This window comes from Amycolatopsis sp. NPDC051903 (assembly GCF_044452505.1).
Taxonomy (GTDB): domain Bacteria; phylum Actinomycetota; class Actinomycetes; order Mycobacteriales; family Pseudonocardiaceae; genus Amycolatopsis.
Genome location: NZ_JBITBT010000051.1, coordinates 33,437 through 47,359, shown reverse-complemented (window position 1 = coordinate 47,359; position 13,923 = coordinate 33,437). Strand labels below are relative to the sequence as shown.

The window sequence follows — 13,923 nt, the reverse complement described above, 5'->3', positions numbered from 1 at the left end:
CACGAAGGGAAGGCAAGAACTCATGACCACCATCGCCGACCACATCGTCGAGTCGCTCAAGGCCAGCGGCGTCGATCGGGTGTACGGGCTTTCCGGCGACTCGCTGAACGGGTTGACCGACGCGATGCGCCGCAACGGCACCGTCGATTGGGTGCACGTGCGACACGAGGAGACCGGCGCCTACGCCGCGGCCGCCGAGGCTGGCCTGACCGGCGAGCTCACGGTGTGCGCGGGCAGCTGCGGGCCGGGCAATCTGCACCTCGTCAACGGCCTGTTCGACGCGAATCGAAGCCGAGTGCCGGTGCTCGCGATCGCCGCGCACATTCCCGGCGCGGAGATCGGCTCCGGGTACTTCCAGGAAACCCACCCGCAGAACCTGTTCGCCGAATGCAGCGTCTACTGCGAACTGGTGAGCAGTGCCGAATCCGCACCGCGGGTTCTCGAGATGGCCATGCGGGCCGCGGTCGAAGAGCGCGGTGTTGCCGTCGTGGTCGTTCCCGGCGAAGTCTTCCTGAGCAAAACGGACCAGGGCATCGAGCCCACCGTCGTGCGCGCGGCCGGTTCGGTCGCGCTGCCCGACCGGGACTCGCTGACGCGAGCGGCCGAACTGCTGAACGCCGGGGAGCGGGTCACCATCCTCGCCGGCGCGGGCGCCGCGGGTGCCCACGACGACCTCGTCGCACTCGCCGGAAAGCTGCAGGCCCCGATCGTGCACGCGTTGCGCGGTGCCGAACACATCGCCTACGACAACCCCTACGACGTCGGGCTGACCGGGTTGCTCGGCTTCGCCTCCGGTTACAAGGCGATCGACGAGGCCGACACCCTCCTCATGCTGGGCACAGACTTCCCGTACCGGCAGTTCTACCCGAAACGCGCCAAGGTCATCCAGCTCGATCTGCGGGGCAGTCAGATCGGCCGCCGCACCCGGGTCGATCTCGGACTGGTCGGTTCGGTGCGGGACACGATTCCCGCGCTGCTGCCGTTACTGGCCGGGAAAGCCGACGGGACGCACCTTGAACGCGCTCGCGAGCACTACGTGAAGACCCGTGAATCGCTGGACTCGCTAGCGGTCAACGATCACGAGCGCACGCCGATCCACCCCCAGCTGGTCGCGAGCACCATCAGCGAACTCGCCGCCGACGACGCCGTGTTCACCACCGATGTGGGCTCGCCTGTGGTGTGGGCCGCGCGGTACTTGCGGTTCAACGGCCGGCGGCGCCTGCTCGGCTCGTTCAACCACGGCTCGATGGGGTGTGCCCTGCCGCACGCGGTGGGCGCGCAGGCCGGGTCGCCGGGCCGTCAAGTGGTCGCGCTGGCCGGCGACGGCGGGCTGACCATGTCCCTGGGTGAACTCCTGACCCTGAAGCAGAACCGGCTGCCGGTCAAGGTCGTGGTGTTCAACAACTCTTCGCTCAACTTCGTCGAGCTGGAGATGAAGGCGGCGGGAATCGTAAACTACGGAACCGACTTGGAAAACCCGCCGCTGGCCGACGTCGCCACGGCGATGGGCCTGTGGGGCCGGCGAGTCGAGCGCCCAGGAGAGCTCGAAGGTGCGCTGAAGGAGGCGTTCGAACACGACGGTCCGGCGCTCGTCGAAGTGGTCACGGCCCGTCAGGAGCTGGCCGTGCCGCCCGCGATCACCTTGGAGCAAGCGAAGGGCTTCACGCTCTATGCGATCAGGACGATCCTGTCCGGCCGCGGTGAGGAGCTGCTCGACTTGGTCACGACGAACGTGGCCCGCCGGATCCTGCATTAGTGGAAGGAGAATCGAAATGTCCGGAAAGGACACAACACCTCTGGGTGGCTGGGTCGCCGACAGCTATGACGTCGTCGCGGAGTTCGACGACCTGATGCCGACCGGTCTCACGGTCACCGACGAAGGCCGGGTCTTCGTCTCGTTCCCCCGCTGGGGCGACGAAGTGCCCTACACCGTGGCCGAGGTCGTGGACGGCAAGGCACTTCCGTACCCGAGCCGCGAACTCAACGAAAGGAGCACCGAGCGCACGCCGGACCGGCTGGTCTCCGTGCAGAGCGTGATCACCGATCCCGCCGGGCACGTCTGGCTCCTCGACACCGGAAGTCCCTCTTTCCAGCCGTGGCTGGAGAACGGGCCGAAGGTCGTGGAGGTGGACCCCGCAACCGACCAGGTGGTGCGCACCATTCACCTGGACGGTGCGGCGGTGACGCCGACGACCTACCTCAACGACATCCGGTTCGACTTCTCACGCGGGCCGGGCGGTTTCGCCTACGTCACCGATTCCCAGCCCGAAGGCGCACTCATCGTCATCGACCTCGGCTCGGGCGAAAGCTGGTCGAAACTGCGGGGGCACCACAGCACCCGCGCGACCGACGGGTTTCGCGCGGTGGTGCAAGGGATCGTTCGCGAGAACTACGCCGTGGGCGCGGACGGCATCGCCATCAGCGCGGACGGGACGCGGCTGTACTACTGCCCGCTGTCGAGTCGGCGGCTCTACAGCGTGGCCACAGCCACGCTCATCGACCGGTCCCTCAGTGACGAGGAGGTCGCCAAGTCCATTGTGGATCACGGCGACAAGGGCGCCTCCGACGGGCTGGAGTCCGACACCGACGGCAACCTCTACGCCACCGCCTACGAGCACAGCGCGGTGCTCAAGCTCGCCGCGGACGGCAGCTGGTCGACCCTGCTCCACGGGCCCTCGGTGCTGTGGCCGGACACGCTAGCGCTCGCAGCGGACGGGTACCTCTACGTCAGCGTGAACCAGCTGCCGCGCACTCCGCTGTTCAACGCCGGGGTCGACGACCGGGTGCCGCCGTACCGGATCGTGCGGGTACCGGTCGACGCGCGCCCCATCCGGCTGACCCGATCCGAGCCGGTCCGATGACGGCCGCGGAGGTGGTTGTCGAGTCCGCCACGCTGCGTGCCGTGCGGGCCCGGCCCGTGCTCGTCCCGTTGCGCCGCCCGGTGATCGCGGGCATCGGCCGGTTCGACGAGTGGCCGCTGGTACTGGTCGACGTCGAGACCAGCGCGGGTGTCGTGGGCAGCGGGTACCTGGCGCCCTACCGCGCGGCCGCGATGCCGGCGATCGTCGCGGAGATCGATGATCTGGCCGCGGTGTGGCGGGGCAAGGTTATTGCGCCCCTCGACGCGTTCGGCGCTTTCGGCGACGCGCTGAATTTGGTCGGTATCGCCGGAGTGTCGATGATCGCCCGCGCAGCGCTGGACATGGCGCTGTGGGATGCCCACGCCAAGGCTGCCGGACTGCCGTTGGTGCGCCTGCTGGGTGGCACGCCGGGGCCGGTGCGTGCCTACAACAGCAACGGCCTGTGGCGGCACGAGATTTCCACGCTCGCCGAGGAAGCCGCACAGCTGCGCGGCGAGGGCGGGTTCACGGCGATGAAGCTCCGGCTGGGGCACCCTTCGCTGCGCCACGACCTCGACGCCATCAAGGCCGTGCGAGACGGCGCGGGGGAGGTCGATCTGATGGTCGACTTCAACCAGGCCCTCGGGTACGGCGACGCGATCCGGCGCTGCCACGAGCTCGACGAGCAGGGCCTGTACTGGTTCGAGGAGCCGATCCGGTACGACAACGTCGAGGGCTACAGCCGCCTCGCCCAGCAGGTCCGGACTCCGTTGCAGCTGGGCGAGAACTACTACGGAGCCCGCGACTTGTTCACGTTCCTGCGCGCGGGCGCGGTGCCGTACGCGATGGCGGACCTCATGCGCATCGGCGGCGTCAGTGGATGGCTGCGCACCGCCGGTCTGGCCGCCGCCGCGGGCACGCAGTTGTCCAACCACCTCTACCCCGAGATCTCCGCACACCTGATGCGCGTGACGCCGACGGCGCACTGGCTCGAATGGGTCGACTGGGCCGCGCCGATCCTCGCCGAGCCGCTCCGGCCCGTCGACGGGTGCCTCACCGTCCGCGACGCGCCGGGGACCGGAGTGGCCTGGGGCGAGACCGCGGTGCGCAAGTACGCCGTCGGGTGACAACCGGATACCACGAGGAAGGAACTAGTCATGGAAACTCCGTACGACGTGATGGGGAAAGTCCCGGCTTTCACGGTGACGAGCGTCGACATCGACGACGGCGGCGTGCTCCCGCTCGCGCAGGCCAGCGGCATCTTCGGCGCGGGCGGCTCCGACACGTCCCCGCAGCTGAGCTGGTCGGGGTTCCCGGGCACGACCAAAAGCTTCGCTGTCACGGTGTATGACCCGACCGCTCCTACGGCGAGCGGGTTCTGGCACTGGGCGGTTGCCGACATCCCCGGCACAGTGACGGATCTGCCCGCCGGAGCGGGCGACGATACCGGATGCGGACTGCCGGAAGAGGCGTGGCAGCTGGCCAATGACGCTGGGCTCAAGCGCTACCTGGGCGCCGCCCCGCCACCTGGTAGCGGTGATCACACCTACTACGTCGCCGTGCACGCGGTCGACGTGGAGACGCTTGGTCTCGACAAAAGCGCCACCCCGGCGTTCCTGGGGTTCACCCTCTCGTCGCACACGCTCGCGCGTGCGGTGATCACCGCCCGGTTCGCGGTCTAGTGCTGGGCACGAAGAAACGAGGAACGACCGTTGCGTCAGCTGACCGAATTGCGGTCGCACAGGTGCACGGCGCGTTCGCTTACGCCCGCAACTGGTCGGGCGTGCCCGACCAGTTGCGGGCGTAGGACGGACGAGCGCGCGGCGGCCGTCAGGCGGACACCATCACTGGTCAGCTCTACGTGACGGCGTTCGCCCTGGGAAGAGCGAGAGCCCGTTCGGGTTGCCGGGCGGGCGCGCACCAGGGCCTGTGCGATCTCACCCGAAGCCCAGCGTGGCGTGGCCGCGCGCGTGCTCGACCGTCGTCGAATTCGATTGCTGCCACCTCGCCCCGTGGCGCACCCCGGCGAGGTCGCTCGCCTCATCACCACCGCAATGGGCCCGGCGGACCGCACGTGAAGCTTTCCCGAGCCGTGGCGACCGCCGTCTCCCGGCCGCGCTGGGCACGACGAGCGGGGCGGCAGCGACTCCGACGCCCGCGGTCACACACCCGGCCAAGCCGACCATCGTGCTGGTCCACGGCGCGTCGGAGGGCGGCTCGGCGTGAAACACGGTGACCGTGCGGCTGCAGCAGGCCGGGTACACCGTCGTAGCGCCCGCGCTGCCGTTGCGCGGCATGGCGTCCGGCTCCGCGTCTGGTGCGAGCCTGCTCAAGACCGTCACCGGTCCGAAGGTCCTGGTGGGCCACGCCTACGGTGGGGTGATCATCAGCCAGGTGGCGGCGGAGCTGCCGGACGTGACCGGTCTGGTGTACGCGGCCGCGCTGATTCCGCAGCCGGGGGAGAGCCTGCAGGGCCTGGTCTCGCTGTATCCGGGTTCGCTGTTCGGCTCAGCAGCACGCACCGTGGATTTCCCTGGCGGGACCGACGTCTACGTCGATCCGGGGCAATTCCGCGACGTGTTCGCCGATGACCGTTCGCCGTCCGACGCCGCGTTGAGCGCCGCCACGCAGCGCCCGATCGCGGCTTCGGCAACGACCGAGCCCGCGACCCAGGCGGCTCCGGCCGGGATCCCGAAGTACGTGCTCGTCGCGACGGAAGACCACGCGATGCCACCCGCCGCGGAGCGGTTCATGGCCCGGCGCGCCAACGCGTGGACGGTCGAGGTGCGCTCGTCGCACGGCCTGCCCACCTCGCACCCCGGCGCCGTCGCCGGTGCGATCGCGAAAGCGGCGGCGGACCGCTGACGGTCAGGCAGCCGGTCCGGTTCCCGCAGACCCGAACGGCTGCCCGGCAGCGAAGCACGAGAACCGCGGCGGAGCCGAAGGTCTTGCCGGTTCAGGTTCAACCGGCCGGCGTCGGGACGAGGCGCCGGTAGCGATCGGCTCTCCCGGCGTCCCCCAGGGCTTCTGCCGATGCGGCAGCCAGGGCGAAAACCTCGGCCCAGCAGTCCTGCGACGCCATGGCGTTCGCCTCGGGGGCCAGTGCGTCGGCGGTTTCGACCACCGCCTCGTCGTCACCGGCGCCCCTGGCGAGCCGCAGCGCCGCGAGCCAGGTTCCGGCTTCGTCGCGGAGCCAGCGACGAGCGGAGTCTGGCTCCGGGAACTCCGCTGAGGACGTCGCCCGCCGGTGAGCGGCGTGTCCCGCGGAGCGCGCGGTAGCCAGCAGCCACGACATCAACCGGGTGCTGGCCTCGGTCACCGCGTCGGCGTCGTCGTCCGCCCGCAGCCGCTCACCGGCGAAGAGGCGGACGAGAGGGTGCAGGACGACGCGGTGGCCTGGCGCCACGCTGACGAGGCTGTGCTCGGCCAGGTCGTCAAGCCGCCTCGCGAGGTCGCGTGGCGGCAGCCCGCTCACGATGGCGGCCGATCGCTGGCTCGAGTCTTCCCCGGGGACGAGGGCCAGCCGGCGGAACACGAGCTGGGTGATCGGGTGGAGCGAGCGGTACGACGAGGCGAAGGTCGCGTCCACCCGGAGGTCACCGGCTGCCAGCTGGTCGAGCCTGCTGTCCTCGCATTCGAGTTGCCTGATCAACCCTTCGGGGTCCCAGCCGGGCCGGCTCAGCAGCCGGTTGCCGGCAATCCGGAGCGCGATCGGATAGTTCCCGCACAGTTCGGCGATCGGACGCAACCGTGCGGGGTCGTCGGTGGGCGTGCCGCCGGCGGCCAAGACCGCGCGAAGCATGTCGACGGACTCCGGTCCGGTCAGTGGCCCCAGCACGACCCGGCGCGCGTGCTCGAGTCCGGTGAGTGCGCGGCGGCTGGTGATCAGCGCCGACGTGCCGCCCTGACCGGGCAGCAACCCGCGAACCTGTGCCTCGTCGGCGGCGTTGTCGAGAACCAGCAGCATGCGGCGGTTCGAAAGCAGGTGCCGCAGCAGCTGGCTCCGGTCATGGGAACCGTCGGGAACGTCGGGGACAGGCACGCCCAGTACCCGCAGCAAGCGGGCCTGGACGAGGTAGGGCTCAAGCGGGTCGCCGCTGGTGCCGCGGAGATCGACGAACAACCGCCCGTCGGGGAAGTCTCCGCACGATTGGTGTCCACAGTGGATGGCCAGCGAAGTCTTGCCCACTCCGCCGGGTCCTGAGAGCACGAGCGGAATCGCGGCGCCGCGCAGCTGTGCGAGCCACGAGGAAACCGTGGCGATCTCCCGTGCGCGGCCGGTGAAGTCCGGAACGTGGGTCGGCAGCTGGCACAGCGCGGCCGGTTCGGGTCCGAGCGGGGGATGTGCGCCGCTCGGGGCGGTCAGCAGCGTCCGGCGGTCCGCATCGGTGAGGCCCAGTGAGTCCGCCAGCACGGTGAGCGTCCGGGCGTGGGGGCGGCGGCTGCGCCCGCGCTCCAGGTCGCTGATGGTCCGCACACTCACGCCGGACCGGTGGGCGAGGTCCTCGAGGGTCAGCCCTGCGGCGCGCCGGTGGCCTCGCACGAGGCGGCCCAGGCTTGGTCGTTCACTCATGGCGGGCACTCCTCGTCTGTCGGCCCAGGCATCCCATCGTACAGACTGTTCCGTTCGATTAAGCCTCGTCGTGCGCCGGGGAGGTGTGCGGGCCTGGCTCGGCAGGCTGTCGGCTTCGAGGCGCGTCTGTGCCACCGCCGGGCGGCGGCTTCCGAGCAGGCTCTCCAGCAGGTCGTGGTTGTGGCCTGCCGGCGCGTTGTCCCGGACTTCGTGCCGTGGATCCCCGTGGCGGTGGGTGTGATGACGATGCCGTCCCCAGCGGGCCAGGAGGTGAGGGAGGTGGGGAAGGACACTCGGCCGGTGATGGCACGGTCGAGCGCGATGGCTCTTCGTCGTACTCCGTCACGCTCGGAACACTTGCGCGGAGCGGTTACGGTCCGTCCTGGCCTCCCGGTGCCGGACCCGGGGCCGACGGGCCTGGGATCCAGCGCACGAGGCGCGGGAAGAAGACGGCACGAGGCAGGCTCGCCGCTACGGCGGGCGGACTCCGGTGATCAGCCGTGTGGTCCGGTCTGGGGCGCCTGCGAGGACCAGCCGGGCCGGGGCGCCTTGCCGTCCTGACGACAACGACCGGCCCGGCGTTTCGCCGGAGCGTTCGGCTGTGCGTTGCGGCGGTCAGCCGCCCCCGACGACGGCACGGACGCGTGGCACGAGAACCGCTGAGAACTCTCGGGTGCCGAGGACGCCGGCCACGGGTTTCGCCGCGAGATCCGTGGCCGGCGCCGGATCGACCCATCGACCCGCTGCGGCGGTCGCCGACCTCGGTCGGGTTGCCGTGCCCGGCCTGGTGAGGGGGCAGCGTTGGGAGGCTGTGATCTTCGCCGTCGTGTCGGCGAACAGCCCCGGCACGTTCACGAAGCCGTGGACCGTGCGGAGGTGGTCGTGGACCTCGACGGCAGCGCTCGCGGCATGAAGCGCGCGCACGCCAGGCCCTCGTCGGGCAGAGGACCATCGCCCGCGACGACATCGTCGCCGGTGGTAGCAGCCTGAGGTCTCGGGCGTACTCCGGAGAGATCAGCGGGTCGCGCCGGTCCGCGTACTGGGAAAGTCGCGCCGGTGTGCCGCCCGCATCGAGGCGGGGCAGGGGATGGGTGCGTTCGCTTCCGTCTGGCAATAGCCGGCACACGTCGTCGCGTCCGACGCCGAGTGCACCAGAGCCTGGTGCGCGATCTTCGGGTCATTTCGCGACGGCGTCGAAGATGTTCGGTCACATGGTGATCGAACGTCACCCGAAGGCGTTTTGCCTGCGGAGGACCGAGCGCAGCCGGTGCATCTCTTCGACCAGCGTGCGTGCGGCCGCCTCCCGGGTCGGGAGGTCGAACCGCGACTCGGGAGCCAGGACGCTGCAGGCCGCCAGGCCAGGTTGCGGCCACGGGATCGGGGCGGCGATCGACACCGCGCCCTCGAGCGTCTCACCGACGGTAAGCTTGTAGCCGCGCTCGCGGCCGGCCTTGAGGTCCGCGAGCAGTGCGTTCACGCCGCCGATCGGCTCTGGTATGCCCGGCTCCGCAAGCAATGCGCGAACGTCCTGCTCGTCCAGGGAGAGCAGCAGGGCCTTGCCCGCGGCTCCGCGAGTGAGCGGGAAGTCCGCCCCGATGCCGGCCTCGACGCGGTGCGGCTGGGGACTGGGCAGCTCCTGGGTGCACGTGCACTTGTTGCCCAGCCGCCAGTGGATCGCGACGGTCTCGCCGGTCAGCGCCCGCAGCCGGATCAGGCTGGTCTGGGTCTGTGCGACGAGCGCGTCGCGGTGCGGCATGACCCCGGCCAGGCGGAGGATTTTCGGCCCCGGGCCTTAAGCGCGTGTCGTCCGATCGAATACCAGGAAGTGCTCGGCCTCGAGCGCGCGCAGCAGCCGGTATGCGGTCGGCGGCGAGTACCCGAACATCTCTGTCACCTCGGGGCCGGTGAGCGTCGGCCTTTGCGCGGAGAAGGCGTGCAGGATCGACAGGGCGCGAAAGACGCTCTGCGTGCCCGTCACAGCAGGATCGACCTCGGTGAGGGTCCGTTCCTCTCCCTCATTCCCAGTGGGTAGCGAGTGAGTCTGAGATCGGCTGCCGCCGACCGCGACCTGAGAACGTGACCTCGATGCCGGTCCACGGCTCCTTCTTGCCTCGCACCACGTACCAGGCGCGGGCCAGCCTGGCGAGCGGCATCTTGCGGGCCATCAGCCGGTACGCCCGCTTGGTCTCCTCGGTGTCGAGGATCCGCCCTGCGCCTTCGATGGTCCGCGCGCCGGCCGAGAGGACTCCCGCCGAGTTGCAGGGTGCGACGGTCACCCGGGAATTGTTGCGGAGCCGCTTGAGCTTGCCGGTGTTCGGATAGCTGAGGATGTAAAGCTTTCCGTCGCCCACCACACCGCCGACGGGAGTGGAAACCGGCGTGCCGTCTTTTCGGAATGTGGTCAGGCTGACGTTCATGCTCCTGGCGAGCTGGTCCAAGCCCGGATACTTCGAGTCTCGAACTGTCATGTCGGCAACTGTACACTTCGAGAGTCGTACTATGGAGTCATGACGTCCTCGCCGAAGTCGGCGCTAGCAGCGGTCTACGAGATCGTGCTGGCGACGACGCGCCGTGCCGAGCCCGCTCTTGCCGAGCTAGGGCTGACCATGTCGACCGCGTACGCACTGTGGGCGATCGACCCCGACGAGCCGCCTCCTACGATGAAAGCAATGGCGCAGCGGTTGCGGTGCAACGCCTCCAGCCTCACGTTCCTCTCCGACCGGCTGGTCAAGCTCGGGTACGTCACCCGTACCGAAGACCCCTCGAACCGGCGGTTCCGCGTTCTCTCGCTGACCCCGGACGGGCGGGAGGCCCGCCGCCGCGCGCTGGAGGTGCTGGAGGAGTCGTGCCCGCTGATCCGGCTCACCGAGGTCCAGCAGGACGACCTGATGAACCTGCTCGGCGAAACGCTCGTCGAACCGGATCCGCCGCGGGCGTCGAACGCCTGAACAGCTGGCCATCGTGACGACGACCAGGGTCCGGCGCAAGGATCGCGCCGGTCGAGACCGAGTCGTATGTGGACGACGTTCCGGTGCTCCGCCTCCGGGGCCAGCTGGTTGCGGCTGGCCACGCAGCAGGCGACGAGCCCGCCGCAGTCCACGCCCGCGCCGCACGGAACGTCGAAGCGGGTTGGGAAGTTCGACAGCGAAAGCGGTTACCAGGAGAGCGCCGAGCCGCACGTCGACGCGCTCGGCTCCTGATCAGGTGGGGGCGTCCCGACTCCCCGCACCTGGTCACATCGCTGCGATCGGGGCCTGATCGCCCTCCATCCACGAGTTGGTGTCGTCGGGTACTGCGTAGGGCCCGTGATTCGTCCGAGATCCTCGCCCTGTGCCGGGCGACCGCCTCCGGCGTCAGGTCCCGGGCCGCCGCGAACGTAGCCCTCGGTCTCGGCCACGAACAGCCGCGCATGCCGGTGCCCATCGCTGACGAACGTCTCGCCGGTGACCGAGCACGACTCGTGCACAGCAGCATGACCAGCGGCGCCACCAGCGCGGTGTCCCTGTCGTCGCCGCCGGCCGGCTGGGTCGCCGCGACCGGCACGACACTGTCGATCTTGATGCCGAGATCCCTGCCCGTCGCCGCGGGCGCGGGCCATGGCGAAACCGCCGCCCTTCGCCGTGCCGTACGCGAACAACGTTGCCGCACCGAGGATGCCGTGCGACGTGGTCTGCACGATCCCGCCGTGGCCGGATCGGCCCACGTACGGCCGGCACGGCGAGTAGCTTCGCGTACGCCCTGCCGAAGCCATGCCCGGCTCCTGTGGCAACGGCCACTTCGTCGTCGAATCGTATGGGTTCCCCAGTCACCTCATCGTTGCGATGCAACTATTGTCGTTGGACCAGTCAGCTCGCCCGCTGAGTCTCGTCGACGCGGCGAAACGTCGGATCACATGGTGATCGGTTCGGTTTTCCGCAATTGCATGGTGACCGGATTTTGCTAGTGGATCATCGGCTTTGGTAGGTTGATGGCGGAATCTGATTGGCGCTCGTTAATGTGAGCTACGGTGGAGATAACTCCCGGGTAAACAATTTTGAGGAGGAGTTTTGGTCGACGAGAAAGCGCGGTTCTCGTGCTTTCGCTGGCGCGGGGATCGGGAAGCTCCGCCGGATCCCCCGTGGCATTATGCGCTGTTGCGCACGGAGGTGCCCTTATCGCGTATCGAAGCGCTGCGGGAACCCACCGCGGATCTTCGACGGGCTGCGGGACCGGATGGTCGAGTCCACACAGTACGCGCCGTCTCCGCGGCGCGCGGCGTGCTCGACCGCACTCGGGGCCGCGCCTCGGGTGCCCCCGCGCTGATGGAGGTCGTGCTCGACGCGGCTGCCGAGGGAGCGATCCGGACGCGTGCCGCACGTCGGCTCGGCCTGCCCGACGCCGCGCGGGTGCTGGCGATCGAGGGTGGTGCCGCGCGGATCGAGGCCACCGGCGCGGTCCCCGAGCACGGGCGAGTAGGGGTCGGGCCGCTGGTGCCCGTGCTGGAACTGCCTTCGTCGTGGGAAGCGGCCCGGACGGCGTTGCGGTTCGCCGCCGACGGGACCGAGCAGGACCCCGGCGCGAGGGTGGTCCACGCGGACGAACTCGGCGGCCTCGCCGTCCTCGCGGCGGCCGTCGCGCCGGGGACAAAGCCGGTGGCCGACGTCCTCGCGCTGGAGCGGGCCCGGTGCGCGGCGCCGTGGGTGCTCGACACCCTCGTCACGTTCGCGTCCAGCCCGAACCTGCGCATGGCGGCGACGGCGCTCATCGTGCACCATTCGACGCTGCAGGACCGCATCACGCACGTCGAGCAGCTGCTGGGCTGGCCGGTGCGCGATCCGCTGGGGCGGCTCCGGCTCCGGCTCCGGCTGCAGCTCGCGCTCGCCCTTCGGCGCCTTCACCTGCATTCCTAGGCGGCACGGACGTTCGCGCGGGACTCGTCGGTGCGTCGGCTGGCCGAGGCAAGAGGAGTGTTGTGGTTAGCGTGCAAGATCGTCTCGGTCGGACACTCAATTACCCATGGAGCCGCGGGTCGCGGCCGGGTCAGAGTAACAGCAGCTGTCCTTCGGTGGTTTCGTCTGCAGTGGCTCGTATGCGTGGTGGACCGCATGGTTTGAGTTCTTGCGTGGGACCTCCGCAGATGAGCGTCAGGTGATTCGATCTCAGGTAGTCCGCGATCGCCGACCCGTCGTCGCCGTCGCCAACCTTCTCGGGAAATCGGGCGCGGAGGTCGTCGAGTAGGTGGTCTTCGCGGACGTAGACGTTTTTGGCGAGCTCTGGTGGGCGGTGGCGGGCGCTGGTGTGGCCGTGGCGGCAGCGGTAGCCGGCGCGGCCGTTCACCCAGTGCGAGTCCAGCCGGCGGCCGCACAGCCGACATTGCACGAGCCCCGCCAGCACGTACGTCCTGGTGCCGCCGTACTTCGTGGGTCGGCCTGTGCGCATGCCCTGGATCGCCAGGAACGTCACCTCGCCCACGAGAGCCGGATGTGTGTTCTTCCCCGATTCTGCCCAGCCCCGCGCCGCCGCCGGCCGGACTTGTGGACGGCGGCGGACAGGAGACGTGGTGCTGGCGCCGTGCCGATTCCACACCTGGCGCCCGGTGTATCGAGGGTTCTCGAGTATCCCCACAATTGTCCGGACGATCCACTCGTGCTTCGTTCGGTGTCGGTTGCGGCCCCGGTCGGCGCTCGACGGGCACGGGATGCCCCGGTCGTTCAACTCCCGGGCGATGCCGGCCACGCTGCGTCCGGTGGCTCGTTGCTGGAAGATCCACCGCACCCATGGTGCGGTGGCCGGATCGGGTTCCAGGCGGTGCATGCGGCGACCCCAGTTCGCGTGGGCTCGGTTCGGGTGGGGGCCAGCGTCGGCCAGGCGGTATCCGTAGGGCGGACGGCCGCCGAGGAACCTTCCCTGTACGCAGGTTTGGATGTGCATCGCGGCCAGCACCCGGTGCCGAGCCCGCAGCACTTCGCGACGCGACTGCGACCCGAGGAGCAGCAACAGCGCCCGGTGCACTGGGTCATCAAGGTGCACGGGGCCGTCAGCCTCGGGCAGCCACAGTTGGACGCCTCGCACCGTTAGCGCGGTCAGCACTGCGTCGAACTGATCTCCGTAGAACGCTCGCTCGTACTCCCCGATGACGACGGCATCGAACGGACGGTTCGGGTGCTCCGCCGCTGCCATCAGCTGGGCCGCGGCCGGCCGTTCGCGCCAGGGCAGCCGACGTGAACATCCTTCGTCGAAGTACTCCGCCACGATCACGCCGTGCCCTTGGATTGTCTCCTCGGCGACCTCTCGCTGCCACCCCAATGACGTCGTCCGGTCCTGGAACTCGACCGTGGACATCCGTCCGTAGAACGCGAACCTCAGCCCGTGACCTTGGACGGTTTGCTGGCGACGTCGGGCGCCGGCCCGACGCGGAGACACCGCGTCTGTAAGAGTCGCTGCTCGGGCAGGGCTGAACATCGGGCACCTCGATGCTTGCGGTGGATTCGGGTCAAGGGCGGAACGCAGCGACCCGGTGCCGATGACGAA

At 69.6% G+C, this 13,923-nt stretch carries 13 protein-coding genes; 8 read left to right on the top strand and 5 right to left on the bottom strand.

Annotated elements, in window-relative coordinates; genetic code table 11:
• The first annotated feature begins 22 nt into the window (after positions 1 to 22).
• The 5 genes from poxB (at position 23) to ACIA77_RS47640 (ending at position 5,705) form a co-directional block, all read left to right on the top strand.
• A complete protein-coding gene (gene poxB, locus ACIA77_RS47660) occupies positions 23 to 1,756 on the top strand; it encodes a ubiquinone-dependent pyruvate dehydrogenase (protein WP_395892831.1) in 1,734 nt (577 codons plus the stop codon).
• 16 nt (positions 1,757 to 1,772) lie between these two features.
• Entirely contained in the window at positions 1,773 to 2,861 is a 1,089-nt protein-coding gene (locus tag ACIA77_RS47655; RefSeq protein WP_395892830.1) for an L-dopachrome tautomerase-related protein, read from the top strand.
• Positions 2,858 to 3,967: an enolase C-terminal domain-like protein gene (locus tag ACIA77_RS47650; RefSeq protein ID WP_395892829.1), complete on the top strand. Its 1,110-nt coding sequence runs from the start codon at positions 2,858 to 2,860 to the stop codon at positions 3,965 to 3,967. Before ACIA77_RS47655 ends, ACIA77_RS47650 begins: the two co-directional genes overlap by 4 nt.
• A gap of 30 nt (positions 3,968 to 3,997) precedes the next feature.
• Complete coding sequence (locus ACIA77_RS47645) at positions 3,998 to 4,522, top strand: YbhB/YbcL family Raf kinase inhibitor-like protein (RefSeq protein ID WP_395892828.1); 525 nt, start codon at positions 3,998 to 4,000, stop codon at positions 4,520 to 4,522.
• Positions 4,523 to 5,072: 550 nt separating this feature from the next.
• Positions 5,073 to 5,705, top strand: a complete 633-nt coding sequence (locus tag ACIA77_RS47640) for an alpha/beta hydrolase (protein WP_395892827.1) — start codon at positions 5,073 to 5,075, stop codon at positions 5,703 to 5,705.
• Positions 5,706 to 5,802: 97 nt separating this feature from the next.
• Here ACIA77_RS47640 and ACIA77_RS47635 read toward each other — a convergent pair whose 3' ends face one another.
• The 4 genes from ACIA77_RS47635 to ACIA77_RS47620 form a co-directional block, all read right to left on the bottom strand.
• Positions 5,803 to 7,413 carry a helix-turn-helix domain-containing protein gene (locus ACIA77_RS47635; protein ID WP_395892826.1) on the bottom strand — a complete coding sequence of 537 codons (1,611 nt, stop codon included), beginning with the start codon at positions 7,411 to 7,413 and terminating at the stop codon, positions 5,803 to 5,805.
• A gap of 1,225 nt (positions 7,414 to 8,638) precedes the next feature.
• Positions 8,639 to 9,169, bottom strand: a complete 531-nt coding sequence (locus ACIA77_RS47630; protein WP_395892825.1) for an IclR family transcriptional regulator C-terminal domain-containing protein — start codon at positions 9,167 to 9,169, stop codon at positions 8,639 to 8,641.
• A gap of 36 nt (positions 9,170 to 9,205) precedes the next feature.
• A complete protein-coding gene (locus tag ACIA77_RS47625; RefSeq protein ID WP_395892824.1) occupies positions 9,206 to 9,391 on the bottom strand; it encodes a helix-turn-helix domain-containing protein in 186 nt (61 codons plus the stop codon).
• Positions 9,392 to 9,428: 37 nt separating this feature from the next.
• A complete protein-coding gene (locus ACIA77_RS47620) occupies positions 9,429 to 9,881 on the bottom strand; it encodes a PPOX class F420-dependent oxidoreductase (protein ID WP_395892823.1) in 453 nt (150 codons plus the stop codon).
• A gap of 39 nt (positions 9,882 to 9,920) precedes the next feature.
• Between ACIA77_RS47620 and ACIA77_RS47615 the strand changes: the two genes are divergently transcribed.
• The 3 genes from ACIA77_RS47615 (at position 9,921) to ACIA77_RS47605 (ending at position 12,302) form a co-directional block, all read left to right on the top strand.
• Positions 9,921 to 10,361, top strand: a complete 441-nt coding sequence (locus tag ACIA77_RS47615) for a MarR family winged helix-turn-helix transcriptional regulator (RefSeq protein ID WP_395892822.1) — start codon at positions 9,921 to 9,923, stop codon at positions 10,359 to 10,361.
• A gap of 66 nt (positions 10,362 to 10,427) precedes the next feature.
• Positions 10,428 to 10,613 carry a hypothetical protein gene (locus ACIA77_RS47610; RefSeq protein WP_395892821.1) on the top strand — a complete coding sequence of 62 codons (186 nt, stop codon included), beginning with the start codon at positions 10,428 to 10,430 and terminating at the stop codon, positions 10,611 to 10,613.
• A gap of 1,056 nt (positions 10,614 to 11,669) precedes the next feature.
• Complete coding sequence (locus tag ACIA77_RS47605; protein WP_395892820.1) at positions 11,670 to 12,302, top strand: helix-turn-helix domain-containing protein; 633 nt, start codon at positions 11,670 to 11,672, stop codon at positions 12,300 to 12,302.
• Between the two features lie 130 nt (positions 12,303 to 12,432).
• On the opposite strand, the gene ACIA77_RS47600 is transcribed toward ACIA77_RS47605, so the two are convergent.
• Positions 12,433 to 13,815 (bottom strand): recombinase family protein, encoded by a 1,383-nt coding sequence (locus tag ACIA77_RS47600; RefSeq protein ID WP_395892845.1) that lies wholly within the window; start codon positions 13,813 to 13,815, stop codon positions 12,433 to 12,435.
• Positions 13,816 to 13,923: the final 108 nt, after the last annotated feature.